This window comes from Streptomyces albireticuli, assembly GCF_002192455.1.
Classification (GTDB): Bacteria; Actinomycetota; Actinomycetes; order Streptomycetales; family Streptomycetaceae; genus Streptomyces; species Streptomyces albireticuli_B.
The window spans coordinates 4,772,371-4,798,019 of sequence record NZ_CP021744.1 but is presented as its reverse complement, the minus strand read 5'-3'; the positions used below and the strand labels follow the sequence as shown (position 1 = coordinate 4,798,019).

The window sequence follows — 25,649 nt, the reverse complement described above, 5'->3', positions numbered from 1 at the left end:
GAGTTTTACGGGGTGGAAGCGAGCGCCAGGTAGACGGCGGCGAAATCCGTGATGGCGAGCAGCTCCGCGGCGGTCTCCAGGGGGCTTTCCCCCTCGTCCGCCTGGAGCTCGCTGACGGGGGTGTCGCGCTGGAGGGCCAGTTCGCGGGCGGCCGGGGCGGGCGAGGTGACGTCCGGCTCCCGCTCGCGGAGGAGGACGACGCGGGCGTGCAGGGCCTCGGGGTCCTCGACGCGGTCGCGGAAGAAGTCCTCCGGGTCGGCGCCGGCCGCGAGGTCCCCGGCGAGCAGGGTGCTGTGCGCGGTGAGGGCCTCGGGGAGCTCGGCGGCGAGCGCGGGGCGGCCGGCGAGCGCGGCGAGGACCGTCGCGAAGTGCCGGCCCGTGGCGCCCGCGAGGTCGCCCTCGGTCCAGATGAGCGGCATGGTGTCGGCCAGCTCGGCCGCCAGGGTCTTGGCGGGGTTGCTGTAGGTGGCGATCGCCGGTCCGCAGCGCTCGGCGACCTGGTCGAGGCGGTCGGCGAGCGCCTCGACCGCGCGGGCGTCCGCGGCCAGCAGGCCGATGCGGTCGGCGAGCACGAGCAACGGCGTGAGCAGGGACCAGAGGATGCCGGGGCCGACCGGCAGCGCGACCCGGTGGGCGGTGGCCCCGGGCTCGGCGTCCGCCGCGCGGGCCTCGCCGGGCGAGTTGGTCAGGGGGATCGCGAGGCCGCGGGCCTGGGTGGTGGCGTCGGCCAGCGGGGAACCGGCCGGGGTGACGCAGACGACGGAGCAGCCGCGCCGGTAGGCCTGTTCGAGCAGGATCGCGAGGCCGGGTTCCGTGCCGTCCGGGCTGGCGACGAGCAGCAGGTCCAGCGGGCCCGTCCAGCCGGGGAGCGTCCAGCGGAGGGCGCCGGGGGCGGGGGCCACGCCGGTCGGGCGGATCAGCGCGACCGGGGCGCTGTCACCGGCGAGGGCGGTGAGCAGATCGGCGGTGCAGCCGCCGGCGGGGCCGGGGCCGGCCACCAGGACGGCGCGTGGGCGGCCGTCGGGCCTGAGGGCGCCCACGCCCGCCTCGGTGGTGTTCCGGGCGGCCGTGCGGACCCTGGCGCCGGATTCGGCGGCGCCGCGGAGCAGGCCGTGGACATCGGCGCGGGACAGGGCGTCGGGGTCATCGAGGAGTGACTCGTCGAACACCGTTGATCAGCCTCCGATCGCCGTGGCGCACGCGCTCGCCGTCGCGTACGCCGTACGGGTTTGCCTGGGCCGGACGGGCGGGGTCAGGCCGGGCGCCGGGCCTCGTCCACGAGCAGCACGGGGATGCCGTCCCGGACGGGGTAGGCCAGGCCGCAGCCGCTGCCGCCCTGGCACACCAGCTCGGGGGTCTCCTCGGTGGCGCCTTCCTCGCGGAGGGGGGCGTGGCACGCCGGGCAGGCGAGGATCTCCAGGAGACCGGCTTCGAGCGGCATGGGGGTTCCCTTCGGGATGTGCGTCTCTGTCCGGCCAGCCTAGTCGCTCCCGCTGGGGGTGCGGGATCGTGGCGCGGCCACGGCGGGGTCCTCCGCAGGGCCCCGGCGGCGCGGGCGCGCCGCGCTTCGGGCTCTGCCCCGGACCCCGGTTCTCAAACTCCTCCGGTCGCCCCCCCCGGCGGTGCTCCGGGCAGGCCCGTTCACCCGCCCGGCGCTCCGGGGGCGGCGGGCTCACGCCCGGACGATCGCCAGGACCTCGTCCCGCACCCGCGCCACCGTCTCCGCGTCGCGCGCCTCCACATTCAGCCTCAGCAGCGGCTCCGTGTTGGAGGCGCGGAGGTTGAACCACCAGTCGGGCGTGGTGACGGTCAGGCCGTCCAGCTCGTCGATCGCGGTGCCCTCGCGGCCCTCGTACGCGGCGCGGACCGCGGCCGCGCTGGCGGCCTGGTCGGCGACGGTGCTGTTGATCTCGCCGGAGCCGGCGTACCGGTCGTACTCCCGGACGAGCCCCGAGAGCGCGCCTTCCTGGCCGCCGAGGGCGGCGAGGACGTGGAGGGCGGCCAGCATGCCCGTGTCGGCGTTCCAGAAGTCGCGGAAGTAGTAGTGCGCCGAGTGCTCGCCGCCGAAGATCGCGCCGGTGCGGGCCATCTCCTCCTTGATGAAGGAGTGCCCCACCCGGGTGCGGACCGCCTCGCCGCCGTGCTCCTTGACGACCTCCGGCACCGACCACGAGGTGATGAGGTTGTGGATGACCGTGCCGCCGGGGTGCTTCGCGAGCTCCCGCGCGGCGACCAGGGCCGTGATCGCGGACGGGGAGACCGGCTCGCCGCGCTCGTCGACGGCGAAGCAGCGGTCGGCGTCGCCGTCGAAGGCCAGGCCGATGTCGGCGCCGGTCTCGCGGACCTTCTCCTGGAGGTCGACGAGGTTCTTCGGGTCGAGGGGGTTGGCCTCGTGGTTGGGGAAGGTGCCGTCGAGCTCGAAGTACATCGGCGTGAGCTCGACGGGCAGGCCCTCGAAGACCGTGGGCACGGTGTGCCCGCCCATGCCGTTGCCCGCGTCGACGACGACCTTCAGCGGCCGGATGCCGCTCAGGTCCACCAGCGAGCGGAGGTACGCGGCGTAGTCGGCGAGGACGTCCCGCTGGGTGAGCGTGCCGGGGGTGGCGGCGGGCTCCGGGGCCCCGGAGTCGGCCCAGCCCTCGACGAGGGCGCGGATCTCGGCGAGGCCGGTGTCCTGGCCGACGGGGGCGGCGCCCGCCCGGCAGAGCTTGATGCCGTTGTACTGGGCGGGGTTGTGGCTGGCCGTGAACATGGCGCCCGGCAGGTTCAACTGACCGCTGGCGAAGTACAGCTGGTCGGTGGAGCACAGCCCGATCTCGGTGACGTCGACGCCGCGCGCCGCCGCGCCGCGCGCGAAGGCACGCGACAGGCCCGGCGAGGAGGGCCGCATGTCATGGCCGACCACGATCGCGTCGGCGCCGGTCACCTGGGCGAAAGCGGCGCCGAAGAGCTCGGCCAGCCCCTCGTCCCACTGATCGGGGACCACGCCGCGCACGTCGTACGCCTTCACGATCTGCGACAGATCAGCCACAGCCAACCCCTCCTGGAGTCCGGTACAGGAAGACAAACCTACCCGGAGGGACAGGAGACGCTGTCAGGAGTCGGGCGAGCGCAGCACTCTGAGGTGGCCTCGGCGGGCGACCTCCATCGGATCGGCCTCGCGGCCGGCCGGGGCGGTGGCGCCGGAGGTGCCGCCCGGCGGGGCCATGCGCTCCTGCGGACGGGCCGCCTCACGCACGGCGTTGGCCAGCGCTTCGAGGTCGTCACCGCTGGGGCGGGCGGGACCGCTGTCGAGGGCGAGCCGGACCACGTCCCAGCCACGGGGGGCGGTCAACCGCTCGGAGTGCTCGGCGCACAGGTCGTAACAGTGGGGTTCCGCGTAGGTGGCGAGCGGTCCGAGAACGGCGGTCGAATCGGCGTAGACGTACGTCAGCGTCGCGACGGCCGGGCGGCCGCACGCGGTGCGCGAACAGCGACGTACAGGGCTCACGAGGTTGGACGGTACCGCACTCTTGAGCGGTCCGCGACGACTCTCCTCCGGCTCACTCCTCCGTGTCGTCCCGGTTCGTCCCGTCGACACCGTTTCGCCACCGGGCCGTTGACCTGCGCGGAGGCCGTCGAACCGGATTTCGGCCGGTCGAAAAATTGTCATGAAGCCGTCCGTACAGTGTCATTCGGCATGGATCGACCGGTCCGCTACCTGGCCGCAATTGATCGCAGAGATGACCGGAATGTTCATCCGGCGACATGCTGTGGATGCGCGATCACTACGTGCGCACGGCCGACCGGCGGATACCCTCAGGAGTGATGGACAGCCCCGTACCTCCTCGTCACTCCGCATCGCGCCCGCGTCACCGAGACCGTCACGGACGTGGCATGCGCGGTCCGATCGCCCCGCCCCAAGTGCCGCTGTCGGTCAGTCGCGGCGAGGCGTTCGTCGATCTGGTGCACGACTCGGCGGAGCGGCTGGAGCGGCGCTGGCCCCAGCTCGCCGCCGTCGACTTCGTCGTCCGCGAGGTGCCGGTCACCCTCCGCGACGCGAGGGCACCGGCCGCGGATCCCGACGGGCCGGAGGGCCTCGACGTCTTCGACTTCGACGGCGAATCCGTGCCCCTCGGGCGGTACGTGCCCGCCCACGGCGACGCGCCCGACCGGATCGTGATCTACCGCCGCCCGGTGGAGATCCGCACCAAGAGCCGTGACGAGCGGGCCCTGCTCGTCCACGAGGTCGTGGTGGAGCAGGTCGCCGAACTCCTCGGGCTCGCGCCGGAGTCGGTGGACCCCCGCTACGGGCAGGACTGAGCGGCACCGGTCGGGCCGGGCGGGTGGTTCAGGCCACCGGCTGTTCAGGCTGTGAATGATGCAGGGGCTGAACAATGCGGCCTCTGAACAATGCGGCGCCTCGACAATGCGGCCGCTCGACGGTCCGGTGGTTCGACGATCCGGTGGTTCGACGATCCGGCCGTCAGCGGTTCAGCATCGACAGGTCCTGGCCCGCCGTCGGCACCGCCACCGTGGAGCGGTCGTCCGGCACCGGCTGGACCGTGAACATGGGCACGCCGTCCTTCGGCAGCGACAGCGTCCGTGAGGCGTGCACCGGGCCCCCGGAGACCTTCTCCACGGTCACCGCGTACGTCCCCTTGGCGCCGGTGGGCTGCGGGGGCTCCACGGCCAGCGTGGTGCCCGCCTTGACCGTGTAGGTCTTGCTGACGGCGGTCCCGCCCTCGCTGCCCGCCGACGAGGTGACCTTCACCTCCGCGGCCTCCTTGCCGGGCGCGACCAGGGCGAGCGTGCTGCCCTTGGGGCGGTTGTCCGCGACCGTGCCGCGCCGCTCGACGGGCGCGGTGGCGGGGATGAACGCGGTCTCCTGCTTGTCGTCCTTGCCGCGCGTCACCCGCAGGGCCGCGACGACCGGGGACTTGGCGCCTTCCGCCGTAAGGAGCAGCGACCCGGCCTCGCCCTTGGTGACGTCCCCGAGGTCGACGGCCTCCGTCATGCCGCTCTTGATGTGCAGCGTCTCGTGGCCGGCCGGGGTGATCGAGCCGCTCGGCCCGGCGAACCGCAGCTTGAGGTCGGCGTCGTCCGTGCCGGGCGCGAAGGCGATCAGCCTTACGGACGTCGCGTCGGCCGGGATGCCCGGCAGGACGGCGTCGGCGGCCGGTTCGGCGGAGGCCGGCAGCCAGTCGCCGCCGAGCTTGTCGTCGGAGGCCTGCACGGCGGCGCCCACCCGGCCGGAGCGGGCGGCCACGTGCAGCGTCGCGCTGTCCGCGGGCGCGTCCGACAGCGTCGACAGGAGCACCGGAACGGTGGACCGGGGCGGCAGGGTGACGCCCTCTCCGGCGGCGGCCTTGATCCTGCCGTCCTTGCCGTAGAGCTCCAGGTCGACGACGGCGGCCGTGGTGTCCGGGTTGGTCAGGTGGACGTAGTCCTGGCGCCCCTTGGCGGTGCTCACGCCCGGGAACCAGAAGGACGTGTCGGGGGCCGTGCACGTCAGCCCGTGCAGGCCGCGCCCGCTGCCCGCGCTGACCACGGTGGACTGCTGCACCGTCCAGCCGGGGGCCAGGGCGCCCTCGGCCGCGCCGACGAGGGCCGGCGCGTCGGAGCGGCCCGTGGTGGCGGTGGCCGGCTTGCCGGGCTCCTTCGGGGCGAGCACGGAGGTGCCGGGGGCCGTCGCGCCCTTGCCGTCGCTCTTGCCCTTGCCGTCCTTGCCATCCTTCTTGGCGCCGTCCTTACCGGCGTCCTTTCCGGCTTCCTTGGCCGCGTCCGTGACGGCGTCGTCCTTCTTGCCCGGGGCGGCCGCCACGAGGTCCGCCGCCGCCTTGCCGCCGGACACGCCCGCGGTCCGTGGCGTGAACGCCGTGTACGTGGTCTCCCCCACGTCCGAGGAGGTCGGGGCCGGGCAGAGCGCCGCCGACCGCTGCACGGGCAGCCTGGAGGGCGCCTTCGCGGGCGTCGTGCCCGCGCTGTCGGCGGGCGCGGCGACGACGGCCAGGCCCGTGGCGGCGGCGAGCGCCGCCACGGCGCCGAACAGGGACAGGGTGGTGCGCTTCACTGCTGTTCGCTCCCGTCGCGGTGGGGCCGGGTGCCGCCGCCGTACGTGGTGTCGTAGGGCTGTCCGCCGTAGCTGTACGGGTCGTAGGAACCGGCCGCGTACGGATCCGCCTGCTGCCCGCCCTGGTACGGGTCCGGCTGCGGGTACCCGGCCGCCTCCTGGCCCGCCTGCGGATAGCCGTTGCCGTCGTACTGGCCGCCGTAACCGCTCCCGTAGGCGTTGCCGTGGGCGCCCTCGTACGGACCCTCCTGGTAGCCCTGGGCGGCGTATTGGCCCTGGTGGCCGGAGTGGTCGGCCTGGCCGGTCCCCCAGCCGTCGCCGGCCTGCTGCTGCCCGTAAGGCTGCTGGTGCGGCACGGCCTCGTACGGGTCGGCGGACTGCTGGGCGTAAGGATCGGCCATCGGTTCCACCGCCACGGGCGGCTCGGGTGCCGCCGGTGCGGCCGCGCCGCCCGTGGCCCCGGCCGCGGCGCGGAGCCTGCGGGCGCGGCGGCCCTCGCCGGAGACGGGCTGCGCCGGCACGGGCGCCACGGTCTCCGGCGCGGGCGCGGCGGAGGCCGCCGGGGCCCCGGCGGCCGCGGCCTCCGGGAGGTCGTCGTCGACCTCGCGGCGGCGGCCCGGCAGGGCGAGGACCACCAGGACCAGCGCGAGCAGCCCCTGTGTCCACGCCCAGGCCGTGTGCGGCAGCGGGGTCCGGTAGGTCAGGGCGATCCGGCCGCCCTCGGCCGGGAGCGTGAAGCCCTGGGCCCAGCCGTCGACGGTCGTGGGCTTGAGCGCCCTGCCGTTCAGGGTGGCCTGCCAGCCGGGGTCGGCCTTGTCGGCGACCCGCAGCACCCGGCCGTCGCCGCCGGCGGCGAGCGTGCCGTGCGCCTCCACGGGCCCGGCCGCCACGGGCACCGGGCGGGCGCCGCCCTGGCCGCCGACGACGGTGACGCGGGCGACCTCCCGGTCGACCCGCCACAGCGAGCTGCTGTCCTGGCGGCTGAGCCGGGTGAGGCCGGTGGTGGTGTCCAGGACGCGGCCCATGCTCTTGGGGGCGCTGTCGCGGACGATCACATAGCCGACGGCGTAGTCGGCGAGGACGCCCGCCTGGTCGGCGCCGGAGCCCGCGACGAGCCCGGCGACGGCGGCGTCGAGCTTCTTGTCGGGCCCGGCGGAGGCGGCGAGCTCGGCGTCTCCGAGCAGGGCGCCGGAACCCCGGACGAGCGCGTAGGTGACGTGCCCGGCCTCGCCGCCGAGCACCAGGGTGCGGGCCTGGTCGCGGGTGGCCGCCTCCTCCGCGACGAACGCGGGCACCTGCGCGGCGGGCCGGCGCGCCAGCGGCCCGTCCGCGCCGCCCACCGCCCAGGCGACGGCGGCGGCCGGCGGCGCGGCGACCGCGGCGACGGCGACGAGGGCCGCGACGGGCTGCCGCCAGCCGAAGCTGAGGGCGGCGACGCGCTCGCGCGCGCCCTCGGCGCCGACGACGGACGCGGCGATGAGGGCCAGGCAGTAGGCGAGGGTGGCGGGCCCGGCCCAGCCGGAGGCGGCCGTGGTGAGCACCGCGCACAGGAGGGCGGCGAGGGCCGCGGCCCAGGCGGTGAGGACCGCCCGCCTGCGGTCGGCGCGGAGCAGGGCCGCCAGCGCGGCCAGCACCACGCCGACGAGCAGGAGACCGCCGAAGGTCTTCGGGCCGCCCGGATCGCCGGTGAGCAGCTGCCAGGGCGCGGACGCGCCCGGCTCCAGGTCGATGCCCGCCTCGGTGAGGAAGCGCCCGGGGTGCGCGAGCAGCCCGAACGACCAGGGGGCGAGGACGGCGAGCGGGGTCGCGGCGGCGGTCAGGAAACGGGTGCCGTGGACAGCCGGGCGGCCTCCGCCGCGCGTGAGGGACCAGGCGAGCGCGCCGAGGCCCAGGACGACGGCGAGCGGCCAGACGACGGGCGTGAAGGCGGTGGTGACGGTGAGCAGGAGGGCGTACGCCCAGGTCGCGCGCCAGGTGGGGCGGGCGCCCGGCGTCCGCAGCCCGGCGCTCGCGACGGCCGTGCGCGCCATCGGCGGCAGCAGGACCGCCAGGACCGCGGTGCCCAGCCTGCCGGTGGCGAGGGCGCCGGTGGCGGCGGGCAGGAAGGCGTAGGCGACGCTCGCCCAGGCCCGCAGGAGGCGTGAGGAGACCAGCGTGCGGGAAGAGAAGTAGGCGGTGAGCCCGGCCAGGGGCACCGAGCAGACGAGCAGCAGGGTGAGGGTGAAGCCGGTGGAGCCGAGGAAGAGCGCCGACAGCCCGGCGAGGACCGCGAGATAGGGCGGCGCCGCCCCGGTCGTGCCGGTGCCCACGGGGTGCCAGGCGTCGGCGTAGCGGGACCAGAGGCCGGAGACGCCGTCGGGGGCGGGCAGCAGGGCGCCGCCGGACAGCGAGCCGCCGCCGAGGAGCCCGCGGCAGGCGACGAGCGAGACGAGCAGGAGGACGGCGAAGAGGACGGGGCCGGGCTTGCGGGCGATCCGCTTGAGCCGGGCGAACTGCTCGATCTCCAGGAAGTCGGCGTCCTCGCCGCCGGGCCCGGACTCGACGGCGCCGTGCCGCCCGGCGGAGGAGGACTCGGTGTCCGGACGGCCTCCGAGACCGCTCGCGAGTCCTTCGACGGTGGCCCGGACGGTGGCGCCGGGAGGCGGGAAGAGCGGCCGCAGCTCGCTCGGGGCCACGGCCGGGCGGCCGCGTCTCTTCCGGGCGGCGCTGAGTCTGCCGGGGCGCAGCAGGGTGCCGAAGAGGCCGGTGAGCTCGTCCAGGGCCTGTCCGGGCGCCTTGCCGAGGAGGTATCCGAGTGCCCTCAGCAGGGTGCCGAGGACCAGCCGGACCAGCACGTACGGCAGGAGCTTGCCGTGGGTGTTGGCGAGCAGGGTGTGGACGGCACCGGCCTTGTCGACGCGGTGCGGGTTGACCGCGGTGCGGCCCGCGCAGTCGACGGGGCGGCGCTCGCGGGCGGCGGCCTCGGCGTGCCGGGCGACGGCGTCGGGCGCGATGAGGACCCGGTGGCCGGCGGCGTGGGCGCGCCAGCACAGGTCGACGTCGTCGCGCATGAGGGGCAGCCGGCTGTCGAAGCCGCCGAGCCGCTCGTAGACATCGCGGCGGATCAGCATGCCGGCGGTGGACACGGAGAGCACGGAGCGCACCTGGTCGTGCTGACCCTGGTCCTGCTCGCGGCGCTCCAGGCCGGTCCAGCGGCGGCCGCTGCGGGCGATGGAGACGCCCACCTCCAGCAGCTGCCTGCGGTCGTACCAGCTGCGGAGCTTGGGGCCGATGACGGCGGCTTCGGGCTCCGCGTCGGCGGCCCGCAGCAGTTCGTGGAGGGCGCCGGGCTCGGGGGCGCAGTCGTCGTGCAGGAGCCACAGCCACTGGACGGGTTCGAGCTCGCCGAGGCCCTGGCCGGTCCGGCCGCCGCGGCCGCCGGCGTCGTAGCCGTGCGGGTCGTCGGGGTCCTCGCGCCAGGTGCGGCTGACGGGGTCCCAGCCGCTGGAGCGCTTGAGGTACGGCAGTGTCTCCGGGTCCGGCGCGGGGACGGAGCGGACGGCCTCGTCGACGGCCGCGCCGAAGCCGGTGCGGCGGGCGAGGTGCAGGACGCGGTCGTCGCCGAGCGCCTCGGCCAGCAGCCGGGCGGAGTCGTCGGTGCTCGCGGTGTCGGCGCCGACGGCGGCCTGCACGGGGCGTTCCTGGCCGAGCAGGCCGGCCAGCGCGTCGGGCAGCCAGCGGGCGCCGTCGTGGGCGACGAGCACGGCGGTGACGACGTGCCGGGGGAAGGCCGGCGGCACGGCGGAGTCGTACCCGGGCAGGGGGGTGGGGGCGAACGGAGCGGTGCCGGCCGGGTGGTGGGCCGCCGTGGTGCTGTGCTCGGACATCGGGGTACGGGCCCTCCGGCCGGGGTCCGGAGGTCGCCCCCCGGAAGACTGCTGTGCTGGACTGCGGACGGTGCGCCCCCGCGGGGCGGCGGTGCGTCGCGGACGGGCCACCACACTAGTGGCTGCGCACACAGCGGTCCGCCTCGCTCGGGCGGCGCCCGGGAGACGGACCGTTCGTCAGGGGAAGGCTGTTACCGGTCGCGAACCGGCCGCGGAACCGGTCATGGAACCGGTCATGGAACCGGTTCCGGAACCGGTCGGAGTGCCGGTCGGGAGAACCGATTGAAGTACCGGTCGGGATGCCGGGCGCAGAACCGGTGGGGGTTCCCGGTGCGGGACCCCGGCGGTTTGCGCGCTCCGGCGGGGAAGCCGGTGCGGGTATGCGGGCCGGACCGGTCTCCGGTTTCCCGCGGGTCTTCCATAAGACCGTTCATCAGATCCATAGGATCTGTATGACCTATCGGAGTCCGAGTCCGATCCGGGTCGGATCCACGCGGGATCCGGCCGCCCGATCCGGGTGGTCAGACCGCGGCTTTCTTGAGGCGGCGGCGTTCACGCTCGGACAAGCCGCCCCAGATGCCGAAGCGTTCGTCATTGGCAAGGGCATATTCAAGGCACTCCGAGCGGACCTCGCAGGCGAGGCAGACCTTCTTGGCCTCGCGGGTGGATCCACCTTTTTCGGGGAAGAAGGACTCGGGATCGGTCTGAGCGCACAGTGCGCGCTCCTGCCAGCCGAGCTCCTCGTCCGCCTCCTCGACCAGCAGTTGCTGAAACAGCTCGGTCATGTGCGCCCCTCGTCTGTCATTTGCGTCCCCGTGATGCTGCCTTCATCAAAGCGGCAGAACGACACGGGTGAAATTACAAGTGTGCCGATCCGGGCCAGTCAAGCCGAGATCTGCTATTGGGCCCCTTATTCACTCTGCGGAACCAAAGCCAAGCAGAAAGTGCCCAAAACAATACAAGTCCGGACACATACATCTGCTCGCCACGACCGCCCCGTCACCTCTCTATGAGGTGAGGACGCCACGTGCGGCAATCCCGTTGCACCGTCCGGCCGAACGATGTTTACGGTCCCGACTGGTGCGCCACCTGTCCGTACCCACACATACGCAAACCTTTCGGCACCCACAGTAACCGGATGAGGTGAAAGATTAGCCCCAAAACGGACACGCGGTTGACAGAGCGCGGTCGCGCCCGCCACCTTGTTTCCATGCCAGCTATCGCCGCACTCAGCCTGACCCGCGCCTACGGGTCCCGCTGCGCTGTGCAGGCACGCTGTCGCTGTTCCAGCTGTTGATGCCCACGCGCTCCAGCTGACCTTCGCACCTCACCGCCCGCCGAGGGCTCGCGCTCCCGCACGCCCGTACGCGGCCACGCGTCACCCGTTCCGCCTGCTCCGCGCCGCCCCAGCACTTCCGCCGAGGAATCCCGCACATGAACAGCGATGTCCAGATCGCCGGCGACCCGCTCGCCGTCCCGCACCTGATGCCGCCGGTGCCCGCCCACCCCAGCACCGTCGCCGAGTTCGCCGGGCTGGCCCGCTCCGTCGCCGCCGACCGGGCCTCCTGGGCCCACCTCGTCCAGTACGACGCCACCAGCCGCTGGTACCACCGCCTGCGCACCGGCCCCGGCTACGAGGCCTGGCTGCTGAGCTGGGTCCCCGGCCAGGGCAGCGGCCCGCACGACCACGGCCCGTCCTCCGGCGTGCTGACCGTCCTCCAGGGTGAACTCACCGAGATCACCGGGGGCACGGGGCCGCACGGCGGCGCCCGCCGCCGGCTGCGCGCCGGAGCGCAGCGGGTCTTCGCGCCCGGCTACGCCCACGAGGTCGTCAACGACTCCCTCGCCCCGGCCGTCAGCCTCCACATCTACTCCCCCGGGCTCACGGAGATGCCCATGCACGGAGTCCGGCACCTGAGCAGGGACGCCTCCGCGCCGCGGCCCGCCCTCCAGGACGTCCTGCGCGGCTGACGCTCCGCCGGCCGCCCGGCCACCACCCCTCAAGCCCGGACCCCCGGCCTGACAGACTGCCCTTCATGCAGCGCATTGTGGTTCTGGCCGGCGGGATCGGGGGCGCCCGCTTCCTTCGTGGCCTCAAGTCAGCAGCCCCCGACGCGGACATCACCGTCATCGGCAACACCGGTGACGACATCCACCTCTTCGGGCTCAAGGTCTGTCCCGACCTCGACACCGTGATGTACACCCTCGGCGGGGGCATCCACGAGGAGCAGGGGTGGGGCCGGGCCGGTGAGACCTTCGCGGTGAAGGAGGAACTGGCGGCCTACGGCGTGGGGCCCGCCTGGTTCGGCCTCGGTGACCGCGACTTCGCCACGCACATCGTCCGTACGCAGATGCTCGCCGCCGGATATCCGCTCAGCGCCGTCACCGAGGCGCTCTGCGAGCGGTGGCGGCCCGGCGTGCGGCTCATCCCCATGAGCGACGACCGCGTCGAGACCCATGTCATGACCGACGACCCGGAGGCCGCCGGCGGCCGCAAGGCGATCCACTTCCAGGAGTACTGGGTCCGGCTGCGGGCCGAGGTGCCCGCGCACGCGATCGTCCCGGTCGGCGCCGACGAGGCCAAGCCCGCGCCCGGCGTCCTGGAGGCCCTCGCCGAGGCCGACGTCATCCTCTTCCCGCCGTCCAACCCCGTCGTCAGCGTCGGCACCATCCTCTCCGTGCCCGGCGTCCGCGAGGCCGTCGCCGCCTCCGCCGCGCCCGTCGTGGGCCTCTCCCCGATCGTCGGGGACGCCCCCGTGCGCGGCATGGCCGACAAGGTCCTCGCCGCCGTCGGCGTCGAGTCCACCGCCGCCGCCGTCGCCCGCCACTACGGCTCCGGCCTGATCGACGGCTGGCTCGTCGACACCGTGGACGCCGGCGCCGTACCCGACGTCGAGGCCGCCGGCATCCGCTGCCGCGCCGTGCCGCTCATGATGACCGACGTCGAGGCCACGGCGCGGATGGCCGCCGAGGCGCTCGCCCTCGCCGCGGAGGTGCGCGCGTGACCTCCCTCCCGTCCCCGGACCCGGCCCGGGCCCCTGTCCCGCCGCCCCCCGGTTTCCGGGTCTGGGCCCTGCCCGGCATCCCCGAGGTGCGGCCCGGCGACGACCTCGTCAAGCTCATCTCCGCCGCCGCTACCGCCGACGAGTTCCCCGGCCTCGCCGACGGTGACGTCCTGCTCGTCACCTCGAAGATCGTCAGCAAGGCCGAGGGCCGCGTCGTCGAGGCAGCCGACCGGCAGGCCGCCATAGACGCCGAGGCCGTACGGGTCGTGGCGCGGCGCGGCGAACTCCGCATCGTCGAGAACCGGCTCGGGCTCGTCATGGCCGCCGCCGGCGTCGACGCCTCCAACACCGCGGCCGGCACGATACTGCTCCTCCCCGAGGACCCCGACGCCTCCGCCCGCGCCCTCCGCGCCGGGCTGCGGGAAGCCCTCGGCGTCGACGTCGGCGTCATCGTCACCGACACCTTCGGGCGCCCCTGGCGCAGCGGGCTCACGGACGTCGCCATCGGCGCGGCCGGTGTGCGGGTGCTGGACGACCTGCGCGGCGGCGTGGACTCGCACGGCAACCCCCTGAACGTGACGGTCGTCGCCACGGCCGACGAGCTGGCCGCCGCCGGCGACCTCGTCAAGGGGAAGGCTTCCGGGCTTCCTGTCGCCGTTGTCCGGGGGCTTCCTCATGTCGTGGCCCCGGGTGAGAGCCTCGACGGTGAGGCCGACCTCGGGGCCCGTGCGCTCGTACGGAACTCCGCCGACGACATGTTCCGGCTCGGCACCTCCGAGGCCGTGCGCGAGGCCGTGACGCTCCGGCGCACCGTCCGCGAGTTCACCGACGCCCCCGTCGACCCCGGCGCCGTGCGCCGCGCCGTCGCCGCCGCCGTCACCGCTCCGGCGCCGCACCACACCACGCCGTGGCGGTTCGTCCTGCTGGAGTCCGAGTCCTCGCGCACGGAACTGCTCGACGCCATGCGGGACGCGTGGATCGCGGACCTGCGGGGGGACGGGTTCAGCGAGGAATCCATCGCCAAGCGGGTGCGGCGGGGCGACGTGCTGCGCGAGGCGCCCTACCTGGTCGTGCCCTGTCTGGTGATGGACGGCTCGCACACCTACCCGGACGCGCGGCGCAACGCCTCCGAACGGGAGATGTTCGTCGTCGCCGCCGGCGCCGGCGTGCAGAACTTCCTCGTGGCGCTGGCCGGTGAGCGGCTTGGGTCGGCCTGGGTCTCCTCGACGATGTTCTGCCGCCCCGTGGTCCGGTCGGTGCTGTCGCTGCCGGAGAACTGGGACCCGATGGGTGCCGTGGCCGTGGGGCACGCCGCCGCTCCGCCTCGGGAGCGGCCTGCCCGGGACGCCTCGGACTTCTTCTCCGTGCGGTAGCGATCTGCGTGCGGTAGCGATCGCCCTTGCGGTCGTGCGTGGCCGGGCGTCCGTGGTGCGGGCGCCCGGCCCTCCGGGGCAGGGCCCTGGACCGCGTATTTACGGCGCCGTGCCGGTCCCTTCCCGGCTTTCCGCCGGGTCCGCGCCGCACATACACGGCAGTGTCCAGGGCCCTGCCCCTGCGGGCCTGGCTCCCTCCCCGCCGCGTCCTTCCGCGGTCCTTCAGATGGCTCTGATGTCCCCCACCGAGAGCCTTGGGGCTCTTCTTGGTTGTGCTCTTGTCGTCAGGAGGATGAGGCGGCACGCCCTGTGTCTCTGGCCCTCGTACGGGGCCAGCAGGTCCAGCATCCCCGCGTCGTCCGTCCCCCTCGCCCCCGTCAGCGCGTAGCCCACCGTCCTCGGCAGGTGCAGGTCGCCCACCGTGACCGCGTCCGGCGCTCCGTTGCTGCGCTGGACCGTCTCCGCCGCCGTCCACGGGCCGATGCCCGGGATCGCCTGGAGGCGGGCCGCGGCCGAAGGCCCGTCCATCGCCGCCGCCTCCTCCAGCCGCGCCGCCGAGCGGGCCGCCCGGACGATCGCCGCCGACCGCTTCCCGTCCACGCCCGCCTTGTGCCACTCCCAGGACGGGATCAGCGCCCAGGCCCGGGGCTCCGGCATCACGCGCATCCCGGACGCCGGGCCCGGTGCCGGCTCGCCGTGCCGCTGGAGCAGCAGCCGCCAGGCCCGGTACGCCTCGTCGCTGGTCACCTTCTGCTCCAGGATCGCCGGGACCAGCGACTCCATGACCAGGCCGGTGCGGGCCAGGCGCAGGCCCGGGTTGCGGCGGTGCGCCTCGTGCAGGAGGCGGTGGCGCGGTACGAACGCCTCCGGGTCGTCCGTCGCGCCGAGCAGGGTGGGGAGGGTCTCCAGGAGCCAGTCCGCGCCCGGGCCCCACGCCTCGGCGCGCACCCGGCCGTCGTGGCACACCAGGTGCAGGGTGCCGGGGCCCGCCGGGGTGCGGGTGGCCCGCCAGACCGATCCGTCCGGCGCCCGGCGGTAGGCCGGGTCGCCGGGGCCGCGCGCCAGGACGCCCAGCGTGCGTCCCAGGTCGTACGGGCCCGGTGGGGCCCATGTGCGCGTTCCCATCCGGTCAGGGTACGTCCGGCCGGATAGGGAAGGGGAGGGTCCGTGTCCGTTTTTGGGGCTGCGCGGCGCTGCGGGGAATTGGTGCCGGAAAATCACTCTTGTGAGTGAATGGCTTGCTCCGCCGTGACGGTCACTGGTCCGACGAGAAGCGGACCGCCGCGTCCGGGATCCTCGCCCCGCACCAGATCCTCGCCCCGGCCCGCAGTTCGTTGTCGGCGCCGACGTCGGCCCCGTCCCCGATGACCGCGCCGTCGAGGACCGTACGGGCCCCGATCCGCGCCCCCGCGCCCACCAGCGAGTCACGCACCTGCGCACCCGCCTCGATCACCGCGCCGTCCAGCACGGTGCTGCCGTCGACCCGCGCGCCCGGCGCCACCCGGGCGCCCGCGCCGATGACCGTGCCGCCCGTGAGCTTGGCGTCCGGGGCCACCTCCGCGGTGTCGAGGACCAGCCGGTCACCGCAGCGGCCGGGGACCGCCGGGGACGGCGCCCGGCCCATGACCAGGTCCGCCGAGCCCCGTACGAAGGCCTGGGGGGTGCCGAGGTCGAGCCAGTACGTGGAGTCGACCATGCCCTGGAGGTGGGCGCCCGCCGCCAGCAGACCGGGGAACGTCTCGCGCTCCACCGAGACCGGGCGGCCCTCCGGGATGGTGTCGATCACCGAGCGGTTGAAGACGTACGCGCCCGCGTTGATCTGGTCCGTGACGATCTCCTCGGGCGTCTGCGGCTTCTCCAGGAAGGCCGTCACCCGCCCGTCCGGGTCGGTCGGGACCAGCCCGAAGGCCCGCGGGTCCTCGACCCGGGTCAGGTGCAGGGAGACATCCGCGCCCGCCGTGCGGTGGGTGTCGACCAGGGCCTCGATGTCGAGGCCGGTGAGGATGTCGCCGTTGAAGATCAGGACCGGGTCGTCCGGGCCGGAGCGCAGCTTGGCGGCCACGTTGCGGATCGCGCCGCCGGTGCCCAGCGGCTCCTTCTCGGTGACGTACTCCAGGTGCAGGCCCAGCGCGGAGCCGTCGCCGAAGTACGGCTCGAAGACCTCGGCCAGGTAGGACGTGGCCAGCACGATGTGGTCGATGCCCGCCGCGCGCGCCCGCGCCAGCTGGTGGGTGAGGAAGGGGACGCCGGCCGCCGGGACCATGGGCTTGGGCGTGTTCATCGTGAGCGGGCGGAGCCGGGTTCCCTTGCCGCCGACCAGGAGGATCGCTTCTGTCACCTTGTCGTCTCTGCTTCCTGCTGGGGCCGGGCCGTGATCGGCGGCCAGTGTATGCAGACCCGGAGTAGGTGGATTGCCAGATCAGCGTCCCTGGAGCCGGGCCGCCGTGGAGCGCGCCGTGCCGAGCCTGCTGTAGAGGCGGTCACCGGGGCACTCCGTCGCGTAGCCGTCGCGGTGCCCGGAGATGACCTTGAGCTTGACCGAGGTCCCCTTCTTGAACAGGTTGCCGCCGCCGGACACCAGCGTCGTGGTGCCCCTCGGGTTGGCCCCGAACAGTCCGAGCTTCCAGGCGGTGAGGGCGCCGACGGCGCTCACGGCCGCGGTGGGCGGGCTGCTCTTGTCGAATGTTCCGAGAACGGCGATGCCCATGCTGTTGCTGTTGAAACCGAGGGTGTGGGCGCCCATGACGGCCCTGGCCACACCGCCGGCGCGGCCTTCGTAGATCTTGCCGCACTTGTCGATAAGGAAGTTGTAGCCCAGGTCACGCCACCCGCTGCTCACCACGTGGTAGCGGTAGATACTGCGGATGACCGAGGCGGACTGAGCGCAGGTGTAGCGGTTGCCGGAGGCCGAATGGTGCACGAAGGCGGCCCGCACGGTGTTGGTGTACGCGAAGCCCTTCTCGCGCAGCGACTCGTCGGCGCCCCAGCCGGCCCGGGTGACGAGGCGCGGGCGCGGGCCGACGTAGCGGCCGGTGTCGGCCATCGACTGGTCCACGTCGTCGAGGTCCCCGGGGTACGTGGCGTCGACGGGGTCGCCGTACTCGGAGACCCGGGGCACCGACGCGTCGTCCGGGTCCATCGGGAACTCCGGGTCGTCGGCCCGGTGGCCGGTGCCCCGGCCGGTGCCGGTGGCGGCGATGTCGGCCACCGAGGTGGCCTTGCCGGCCGCCGGGATCTCGGTGGCGCCCAGCGGGACCAGCGGGGCGTTGGCGGCCGAGGTGGCGATCTCCTCCTCGGTGTCCGGCGGCGCGACGGCGCGGGTGCGGACCGGGTCCTCGCCCGGGTCGACCAGTTCCAGGCGCATACCGGCCGGCAGGGCACGGCCCTCCGGGGTCCGGTCGGCGACGGCCTCCGGGCGCACGCGCACCTGGATGGCGTCGGAGGCGCCGACCCACAGCGGCGCGGTGGAGCCGCGCAGCCGCCCGCCGCGCCCCTCGGCGGAGTCCAGGTCGGGGCGGTCGTCGTCATGGGTCTGCACGTCCTGCCACTTCGACCAGTCGCCGTTGGCCACCGCGCGGGTGCGCACCTGGGCCAGGCCGCGCAGCTCGGCGGAGGCGTCGTCCCAGACGATGCCGACCAGGGAGAAGGGCTTCACCTCCCGCTCCAGCAGCCCCTGCTCGGGGGCGGGCCCGCCCCCGAAGGCGCGCGCCCGGCCGCCCGCGGCGAGCGGGATCAGCGGCAGCGACTGCGTCGAGCCGGGGACCGCCCGGGGCGCGGCGGGCGCGTGCCCCTTGCTCCCACGGACCCCCGGGGAGGGCGAGGGAGCCGCCCCGTAAGAGGTCGCGAGGAAGGGCAGGGTGAGGGCGGCGGCGCATGCGGTCACGGTCGAGGAGACAAGAAATCCACGCATAAAAGAAATCCTGGACATATACGGGCAGACATGTCCATTCAGCGGGTGACGGCCAGTCGGCCGTGGCGGCCGTCACCCCGGGCCGTATCCCCCGGCCCGCGGCCGGCCCGCCGCGTAACCTGACGGCGATGAACGCCACCGATCGCACCCCCGCCGACCTGCTGCGTTCCGCGCTCGCCGCGGACCCGGCCCGCCCGCTCGTGACCTTCTACGACGACGCCACCGGCGAACGCGTGGAACTGTCCGTGGCGACCTTCGCCAATTGGGTGGCGAAGACCGCCAATCTGCTTCAGGACGCCTACTCCGTCGAGCCGGGCGACCGCGTCGCCCTGCACCTGCCCGCCCACTGGCAGACCGCCGTCTGGCTGCTGGCCTGCGCGTCCGTCGGCGTCGTGGCCGACGTGGGCGGCGACCCGGCCGCCGCGGACCTGGTCGTCAGCGGCCCGGACACACTGGAGGAGGCGCGCGCGTGCTCCGGCGAGCGCGTGGCCCTCGCCCTGCGCCCCCTGGGTGGCCGGTTCCCCCAGCCGCCGGAAGGCTTCGCCGACTACGCCGTCGAGGTGCCGAGCCAGGGCGACCGCTTCGCCCCGTACGTCCCCGTGGACCCGGACGCGCCCTTCCTCGCCGTGGGCGGCCTGGAGCTGACGGGCGCCCAGCTGGTGGAGCGGGCCCGCACGGACGCCTTCCAGCACGGCCTCGGCACGGGCTCGCGGATGCTGTCCGGCCTGCCGTACGACAGCTGGGACGGCCTCTCCGCCGGGCTCTTCGCCCCGCTGGCGGCCGGCGGCTCCGTGGTGCTCTGCCGCAACCTCGACCGGCTCTCCGGAGGCGGCCTGGACAAGCGCCGGGAGACCGAGCGCGTCACCGTGACGGCCCTCTGACGCTGCCGCATCCGCGCGGCCGCGCGATGATCGGGGGGCACGCATCAGACCAAGGCGCGGGCCCCCCGCGCGGACCAGGCCCCTACGGAGGCACGTACCACCCGGTGAGGGAGGGACGCAGCCGTGCACGACAGCATCGATCTCCTGCCGCCCGCGCCCCGGCGGCGGCGCCGCTGGCTGCGCTGGCTGGCCCTGGGCCTGGTGGTGCTGGTGCTCGCCGTGGTGGCCGTGGGCTGGCTGCTCTACCAGCGGCTCGACAGCAACATCACCACGGACACCGCGACCGCGAACGAACTGGCGCGCTACGAGAAGGAGCGCCCCTCGGAGCTGGTGTCCGGCGCGCAGAACATCCTGATCATCGGCTCGGACACCCGGGACGGCCCCGGCAACGGCAGCTACGGCGAGGACAGCGGCCAGCGCTCGGACACCACGATCCTGCTGCACGTGGCCGCCGACCGGCACAGCGCGACCGCCGTCAGCCTGCCGCGCGACCTGATGGCGAGGATCCCGGCCTGCCGCCGCCCGGACGGCACCGAGACCAACGAGCGGTTCGCCCAGTTCAACTGGGCCTACGAGCTCGCGGGGGCGGCCTGCACCATCCGCACCGTCGAGAACATCAGCCACATCCGCATCAATCACCATGTGATCGTCGACTTCAACGGCTTCAAGCGGCTGGTCGACGCCATCGACGGGGTCGAGGTGTGCCTCAAGCAGCCCGTGGACGACCCGGAGGCCCGGCTCAAGCTCCCGGCGGGCCGTCAGGTGCTCCTCGGGGAGCAGGCGCTCGGCTACGTACGCGCCCGCTACAGCCTCGGCAACGGCAGTGACACCGAGCGGATGGGGCGACAGCAGGAGTTCCTGGGCGCCCTGTTCAAGGAGATGCAGAGCAACGGCGTGCTGCTCAACCCGGCGCGGCTCTACCCGGTGCTGGACGCGGCGACGTCCTCGCTGACCACGGACGCCGGCCTGGACACCCTGCGGAAGATGTACGACCTGGTGCGCACCGTGCGCGGCATCCCCAGCGACCGGGTCCAGTTCCTCACGGTGCCGCGCCGCCCGTACCCGTACAACCCGGACCGCGACGAGCTCGTCCAGCCGGACGCCGACCAGCTCTTCGAGCAACTGCGCCGGGACCGCCCGGTGTCGGTGAGCGCCAACGTCCGGCCCGCGGACGGCAAGCCCGGCGGCGGGCCGGCGGGGAGCCGGCCCGGGGCCGAGGAGGGCGCCGAGGAGTGGACGCCCGAGCCGGAGTCCCCCGCGGCGGGTCCGGGTCCCGGGTACGGCGAGCCCTCCTCCGGCGCGCCCGCCTCGGGCGAGCAGTCCATCGCCCCTCCCGGCGCCTCCCCGATGAGCCCCCCGGCCGTCTCCCCGTCCCCCACCGCCCCTCCCACATACGAGGGAACCACCGCAGCACACGGCATCTGTGGATGAATCACCCGAAGCGTATGATCGGGTTTTTGCGTGGGCGAAGGGATTGGGCAGATTGCCCAGTTGTAGGGGAGTGGAATTTGTCACCGGCGTCGCTTGACGCTGAACTGGGCGGATAGTGTGAGCGATCCGGTGCGCACGGCCGGCTGACCGCGCACTGCACTGATGACGTGACCGAGCGCCTCTGGGGGGTAGGCGCCGCGTGGCACCGACGGAGGATTCAAGCGACCGTGGACGCGCAAGGCCGTGGGCGGGCGGGTGGCATCGACCCCGCCGACCAGTGGGTCTTCGACCCGAAAACCGGCAGCTACGAGCTGCGTCTTGACCAAGCCGAGGAGGCCGGGCAGGCCTCCGGGCACAGCTCCAGTACCGCTCCCACCGCCGATGCCCCGGCCGCTCCCGCCAAGCCCCGAAGCACCGAGGCACCGCCCGGCCGCCGCGCCGTGCCGCCGCAGCGCGGCGGTGGCGGCGGCGGACGGCGCGCGGGGGCCAAGCCGGCCACCGGCCGGCGGCGGCCCAAGCCGAAGAAGAGCACGAAGAAGAAGGTGATGCTGTGGACCGGCGGCACCCTCGCCTTTGTGCTGGTCGGCGGCTCGCTGGGCGCGTATCTGCTCTATCAGCACTTCAACAACAACCTGAACAAGATCGATGTCGGCGTGGACAACGCCGCCGTCACCAAGGGCCCCGTCAACATCCTGGTCATCGGTACCGACAAGCGTGACGGCAAGGGCAACCAGGGTTACGGCGACGAGGGCAGCGTCGGCCACGCGGACACCACGCTGCTCTTCCACGTCTCCGAGGACCGGTCGAACGCCACGGCGCTCTCCATCCCGCGTGACATGATCACCGACATCCCGGAGTGCACCACCAAGAGGGACGGGAAGACCACGACGATCCCGGGCTCCACGGGCGTCCGGTTCAACGAGAGCCTCGGCCAGGAGGACCGCGACCCGGGCTGCACCTGGCGGACCGTCGAGGCGCTCACGGGCCTGAAGGTCAGTCACTTCATGATGGCGGACTTCAACGCCGTCAAGCAGATGTCGGCGGCCGTCGGCGGCGTCGAGGTCTGTCTCGCCAAGGACATCGACGACCCCAAGTCGCACCTCAAGCTCAGCAAGGGCCGGCACAAGATCCAGGGTGAGGACGCGCTCGCGTTCGTCCGCACCCGGCACAGCGTGGGCTTCGAGAGCGACCTGGACCGGATCAAGCTCCAGCAGCAGTTCCTGAGTTCGATGATCCGCGAGATGAAGTCGGACGACACCTTCACCAACCCCAAGAAGCTCTACAACCTCGGTGACGCGGCGACGAAGTCCCTGACGGTCGACACGGGAATAGGGTCCGTCAGCAATCTGACCAAGCTGGCGAAGGACCTCAGCCGGGTCAACATCAAGAACATCTCCTTCGTGACCGTCCCGGTCAAGGACAACCCCGCCGAGGGCAAGAACCACAAGACGGTCGTCCTCGACAAGCCGAAGGCCGATCCGCTCTTCGCCATGGTCCGCGACGACGTCTCCCTCACCGAGGTGAAGGAGAAGGAGAAGAAGCAGCAGGAGAAGGCCGACGCCGCCCAGGACGCCCTCCTCAAGGGTCCCAAGGCCGAGCCCGCGAACGTCCGGGTGAAGGTCCTCAACGGCAGCGGCCGGATCGGCGCCGCCCAGGAGGCCGTCCTCTGGATGCAGAACTCCAAGGCCATGCGCCACACCAGTAATGGCGGCAACGCCGTCGGCGGCAAGAAGCTGGACAAGACCGTCCTGGAGTTCGCCCCCGACCAGGCCGATCAGGCGCGCCGGCTCGCGGAGGTCATGGGCCTGCCCGCCGAGGCCCTCAAGGTGGGCAAGACGGACGCCGCCCCGACCGCGGAGATGACGCTCACCCTCGGCGCCGACTACAAGGCCGCGGGCACTCCCATCTCCGTGCCGACGCCCGAGAAGGCGCCGGAAGGCATCCAAAAGGTCGAAGCGGACGACAAGAACATCTGCGCCAAGTGAACCCAGCCCCCGCACACATGCATCTCACTATCGGACGACCGGTCATTTGAGCACGGCACGGCCGTACGATCCGCTCGGAGCGATCTGCGTGCACAGAGCGACGAGATCAGACACGCCTGCCCATCGGGCCGGACGCAGCAGTTAGGGGAGGCCCCATGCGGGACAGCAGTGTGCGGGGGCCGCGGGCGCGCGGCCGCGTCCCGGGGGCCCGCGGCGGGCAGGAAACCGGCGCGGCCGGGAAGGCCGAGGACACCGGGAAGGCCGGAAAAGCCGGGAAAGCCCAAGAGGCCGGAAAGGCCGGGAAGTCCGGCAGGTCCGGTGGTTCCAAGCACCGCGCCGGGCGGCGCACCCGCGCGGCCCGAATAGCCCGCTGGACCGCGCTCTGCCTCGCGGTCCTCGTCCTCGGCACCGCCGCCGCGGGGTACTTCTACTACGAGCACCTCAACGGCAACCTCAAGAAGGACGCGCTCAACCTCGGCGACAAGCGGCTCGACCGCAGCGCCGCCAACGCCGCCGGCCAGCGGCCCCTGAACATCCTGATCCTGGGCTCGGACAGCCGGAACAGCCCGGAGAACGTCGCCCTCGGCGGCGCCCGCGAGGACGCCGACCGCAAGCCGCTCGCCGATGTGCAGATGCTGGTGCACGTCTCCGCGGACCGCACCAACATGTCGGTCATCAGCGTCCCGCGCGACACCCGGGTGACGATCCCCAAGTGCACCGACCCGGAGGACGGCAAGGTCTACCGGGAGACCGACCGCCAGATCATCAACACCAGCCTGATGAACGGCGGCCCCGGCTGCACGGTCGCCACCTGGGAGGAGCTCACCGGCATCCCCGTCGACCACTTCATGATGATCGACTTCGCCGGTGTGGTGAACATGGCCGACGCCGTCGGCGGCGTCCCGGTCTGCGTCGACAGCAACGTCTACGACGACAAGTCGGGGCTGCGGCTGCGCAAGGGCCGGCAGAACGTCAAGGGCGAGCAGGCCCTCCAGTGGCTGCGCACCCGCCACGGCTTCGAGGACGGCAGCGACATCGGCCGCACCCACGCCCAGCACATGTACATGAACTCGATGGTCCGCCAGCTCAAGTCCGGCACCAAGCTCTCCGACCCGGGCCAGCTCACCGACCTCGCCGAGGCCGCCACCAAGGCGCTCACCGTCGACAAGGACCTCGGTTCGGTCAAGAAGCTCTACGACCTCGCCGACGACCTCAAGCGGGTGCCGTCCGGCCGGATCACCATGACCACCATGCCGTGGGTCTCCGACCCGCAGAACCCGGACGCGCACGTGATCCCCAAGCCGGGCGACGCGGACAAGCTCTTCTCGCTGGTGCGCAACGACATCGCGCTCGACGGCAAGGACAAGAAGAAGGACGAGAAGAGCGCCTCGCCCGCGGCCCCGAGCGGGCCGAAGAGCGCCGTCGACGTCACCGTCTTCAACGGCACCGGCACGGCCGCCCAGCCCGTGGCCGTCGGCCGGGGCTCCGACATCGCCGCCTTCCTGGTGAAGCAGGGCTTCAGCAAGGCCACGGCGGACTCCACGCCCCGGTCGCAGGCCGACACGACGCTCAGCTACGCGAAGGCCTCCCAGCGCGGCGACGCCGAGGCACTGGCCAAGGCCCTGGGGCTGCCGGACAGCGCGCTGCGGATGTCCACGGCGGTCGACGGGCTGACCCTGGTCATCGGCGGGGACTGGCGTACGGGCACGTCCTACCCGAAGGCCGCGGACGGCCCGAAGGACGACGCCGGGAAGAACGGCGAGAAGAAGGACGGCAAGGGCGAGGACAAGGACGGGGAGAAGCCCCGCGGCAAGGCCGACGACAACAAGGCGCCCGAGAGCGCGGACCCGCTCAACGGCGACGACACCTCGGCCTGCATGAAGGTCAACTCGCTGAATCGTTTCTGAGCGGGACCGTTCCGGCCGGACCGTTCCCGGTCGGAACGGTCCGCGGACGGGCCGCCGTAAGGGTCCGGGCGGACCCGTACGGCGGCGCGCTCCCTACTTCGTGACCGCCGGGCGGCGGCTGGCGATGACCTTGCGGGCCAGCGAGCGCGGGCTGGTCAGGAAGCCGAACCCCCACGACATGTGCATCGTCGCCAGCGCCACCGGGATCTGCGCCCGCGCCTTGAGCGGCAGGCCCTTGCCCGCGGGCACCGAGCCCGCGGCGATGGCCGCCAGGTACCCGGCCGGCACGACCAGGCCCCACGGGGTGACGGCCGCGCCGACCACCACGCCCGCGGCGATGGCCACGACGGCGGTCGGCGGCGCGAGGTAGCGGAGGTTGATCGAGCCCTGGTGGTAGCGGGCGACGACGTGCCGCCAGCGGCCGTAGTCCTTGTACTGCTTGGCGAGCGCCTTCACACTCGGGCGCGGCCGGTAGGAGACCTTGAGCTCGGGCGAGAACCAGATCAGCCCGCCGGCCTCACGGATCCGGAAGTTCAGCTCCCAGTCCTGGGCGCGGATGAACTCCTCGTTGTAGCCGCCCTGCTGCTCCAGCGCCTCGCGCCGGAAGACGCCCAGGTACACGGTCTCGGCGGGGCCGGCCGCGCCGCCCGTGTGGAAGGCCGCGTTGCCCACGCCGATCTTCGAGGTCATCGCGGCGGCGACGGCGTGCTCCCAGTCGTTCTCGCCCTCGGCGTGCATGATGCCGCCGACGTTCTGCGCGCCCGTCTCGTCGAGCAGCCGCACGGCCGTCGCGATGTAGTTCGGCGACAGCATGCCGTGGCCGTCCACGCGCACCACGATCGGGTGACGGGACGCCTTGATCGCGGCGTTGAGCGCGGCGGGCGTCCGGCCGGTGGGGTTGGGGACGGTGTGGACCCGGGGGTCCTCCCTGACGAGCTCGGCGGCGATCTCGTCCGTGCGGTCCGTGGACGGACCGAGGGCGATCACGACCTCCAGCTCGCCGGCGTACTCCTGTTCCAGGATGTGCCGCACGGAGGTGCGCAGATGCCGCTCCTCGTTGAGCACCGGCATGATCACGGAAACGGCGGGCGGCTGCTGTTCGGGCATGGTTCCTCGGGGGTACGGGGGTCACTCACCGGACGGGCGGGGGGCGGCGGACTCGTCGGTCACGTTACCGCCAATGGCGGAAGCCGACGCTCCCGGCCGGGTGGCAGGCGTGACCCGAACGGCGTGGGGGCG

General features: G+C 73.5%; 19 protein-coding genes. 8 read left to right on the top strand and 11 right to left on the bottom strand.

Going from position 1 to position 25,649, the window contains the following annotated elements; translation table 11 throughout:
* Positions 1-5: 5 nt before the first annotated feature.
* The 4 genes from SMD11_RS20725 to SMD11_RS20710 form a co-directional block, all read right to left on the bottom strand.
* Entirely contained in the window at positions 6-1,169 is a 1,164-nt protein-coding gene (locus tag SMD11_RS20725) for an SIS domain-containing protein (RefSeq protein WP_087927872.1), read from the bottom strand.
* An 83-nt stretch (positions 1,170-1,252) separates the two neighbouring features.
* A complete protein-coding gene (locus SMD11_RS20720; protein WP_087927871.1) occupies positions 1,253-1,441 on the bottom strand; it encodes a Trm112 family protein in 189 nt (62 codons plus the stop codon).
* A 231-nt stretch (positions 1,442-1,672) separates the two neighbouring features.
* Positions 1,673-3,031 (bottom strand): phosphomannomutase/phosphoglucomutase, encoded by a 1,359-nt coding sequence (locus SMD11_RS20715; RefSeq protein WP_087927870.1) that lies wholly within the window; start codon positions 3,029-3,031, stop codon positions 1,673-1,675.
* Between the two features lie 63 nt (positions 3,032-3,094).
* The gene (locus tag SMD11_RS20710; protein WP_087927869.1) at positions 3,095-3,580 is read right to left on the bottom strand and encodes a DUF3499 domain-containing protein; all 486 of its coding nucleotides are present in this window, start codon (positions 3,578-3,580) and stop codon (positions 3,095-3,097) included.
* A gap of 227 nt (positions 3,581-3,807) precedes the next feature.
* On the opposite strand from SMD11_RS20710, the gene SMD11_RS20705 reads away from it, so the two are divergent.
* Positions 3,808-4,302: a metallopeptidase family protein gene (locus tag SMD11_RS20705; RefSeq protein WP_087930630.1), complete on the top strand. Its 495-nt coding sequence runs from the start codon at positions 3,808-3,810 to the stop codon at positions 4,300-4,302.
* Between the two features lie 163 nt (positions 4,303-4,465).
* On the opposite strand, the gene SMD11_RS20700 is transcribed toward SMD11_RS20705, so the two are convergent.
* From SMD11_RS20700 to SMD11_RS20690, 3 genes are all read right to left on the bottom strand, one after another.
* Positions 4,466-6,052 (bottom strand): DUF5719 family protein, encoded by a 1,587-nt coding sequence (locus SMD11_RS20700; RefSeq protein ID WP_087927868.1) that lies wholly within the window; start codon positions 6,050-6,052, stop codon positions 4,466-4,468.
* Positions 6,049-9,918 (bottom strand): glycosyltransferase, encoded by a 3,870-nt coding sequence (locus tag SMD11_RS20695; RefSeq protein WP_087927867.1) that lies wholly within the window; start codon positions 9,916-9,918, stop codon positions 6,049-6,051. The genes SMD11_RS20700 and SMD11_RS20695 overlap by 4 nt, the downstream gene beginning before the upstream one ends.
* Before the next feature lie 521 nt (positions 9,919-10,439).
* Positions 10,440-10,703, bottom strand: coding sequence for a WhiB family transcriptional regulator (locus SMD11_RS20690; protein ID WP_004952403.1), 264 nt, complete (start codon positions 10,701-10,703; stop codon positions 10,440-10,442).
* A 649-nt stretch (positions 10,704-11,352) separates the two neighbouring features.
* Here SMD11_RS20690 and SMD11_RS20680 point away from each other — a divergent pair.
* The 3 genes from SMD11_RS20680 to SMD11_RS20670 all read left to right on the top strand — a co-directional run bounded on the left by SMD11_RS20680 (position 11,353) and on the right by SMD11_RS20670 (position 14,296).
* Entirely contained in the window at positions 11,353-11,889 is a 537-nt protein-coding gene (locus SMD11_RS20680; protein ID WP_087927865.1) for a cysteine dioxygenase, read from the top strand.
* Between the two features lie 65 nt (positions 11,890-11,954).
* Positions 11,955-12,923 (top strand): 2-phospho-L-lactate transferase, encoded by a 969-nt coding sequence (gene cofD / locus SMD11_RS20675; protein ID WP_087927864.1) that lies wholly within the window; start codon positions 11,955-11,957, stop codon positions 12,921-12,923.
* Positions 12,920-14,296 (top strand): coenzyme F420-0:L-glutamate ligase, encoded by a 1,377-nt coding sequence (locus SMD11_RS20670; protein WP_087927863.1) that lies wholly within the window; start codon positions 12,920-12,922, stop codon positions 14,294-14,296. Before cofD ends, SMD11_RS20670 begins: the two co-directional genes overlap by 4 nt.
* A 222-nt stretch (positions 14,297-14,518) precedes the next feature.
* Here SMD11_RS20670 and SMD11_RS20665 read toward each other — a convergent pair whose 3' ends face one another.
* From SMD11_RS20665 to SMD11_RS20655, 3 genes are all read right to left on the bottom strand, one after another.
* Positions 14,519-15,421: a DNA-3-methyladenine glycosylase family protein gene (locus SMD11_RS20665; RefSeq protein WP_087927862.1), complete on the bottom strand. Its 903-nt coding sequence runs from the start codon at positions 15,419-15,421 to the stop codon at positions 14,519-14,521.
* Between the two features lie 130 nt (positions 15,422-15,551).
* A complete protein-coding gene (locus SMD11_RS20660) occupies positions 15,552-16,634 on the bottom strand; it encodes a sugar phosphate nucleotidyltransferase (protein WP_087927861.1) in 1,083 nt (360 codons plus the stop codon).
* An 81-nt stretch (positions 16,635-16,715) separates the two neighbouring features.
* A complete protein-coding gene (locus SMD11_RS20655; protein WP_087927860.1) occupies positions 16,716-18,206 on the bottom strand; it encodes a peptidoglycan recognition protein in 1,491 nt (496 codons plus the stop codon).
* Positions 18,207-18,334: 128 nt separating this feature from the next.
* Here SMD11_RS20655 and SMD11_RS20650 point away from each other — a divergent pair, with 128 nt between their 5' ends.
* The 4 genes from SMD11_RS20650 to SMD11_RS20635 all read left to right on the top strand — a co-directional run bounded on the left by SMD11_RS20650 (position 18,335) and on the right by SMD11_RS20635 (position 24,410).
* On the top strand, positions 18,335-19,087 hold the full coding sequence (locus SMD11_RS20650) for a TIGR03089 family protein (protein WP_087930629.1): 753 nt from the start codon (positions 18,335-18,337) through the stop codon (positions 19,085-19,087).
* Positions 19,088-19,210: 123 nt separating this feature from the next.
* The gene (locus SMD11_RS20645) at positions 19,211-20,518 is read left to right on the top strand and encodes an LCP family protein (protein WP_234366100.1); all 1,308 of its coding nucleotides are present in this window, start codon (positions 19,211-19,213) and stop codon (positions 20,516-20,518) included.
* Between the two features lie 227 nt (positions 20,519-20,745).
* A complete protein-coding gene (locus SMD11_RS20640; RefSeq protein WP_087927859.1) occupies positions 20,746-22,503 on the top strand; it encodes an LCP family protein in 1,758 nt (585 codons plus the stop codon).
* A 155-nt stretch (positions 22,504-22,658) separates the two neighbouring features.
* A complete protein-coding gene (locus SMD11_RS20635) occupies positions 22,659-24,410 on the top strand; it encodes an LCP family protein (protein ID WP_087927858.1) in 1,752 nt (583 codons plus the stop codon).
* A gap of 93 nt (positions 24,411-24,503) precedes the next feature.
* Here SMD11_RS20635 and SMD11_RS20630 read toward each other — a convergent pair whose 3' ends face one another.
* Positions 24,504-25,517, bottom strand: a complete 1,014-nt coding sequence (locus tag SMD11_RS20630; RefSeq protein WP_087927857.1) for a glycosyltransferase family 2 protein — start codon at positions 25,515-25,517, stop codon at positions 24,504-24,506.
* Between the last annotated feature and the right edge of the window lie 132 nt (positions 25,518-25,649).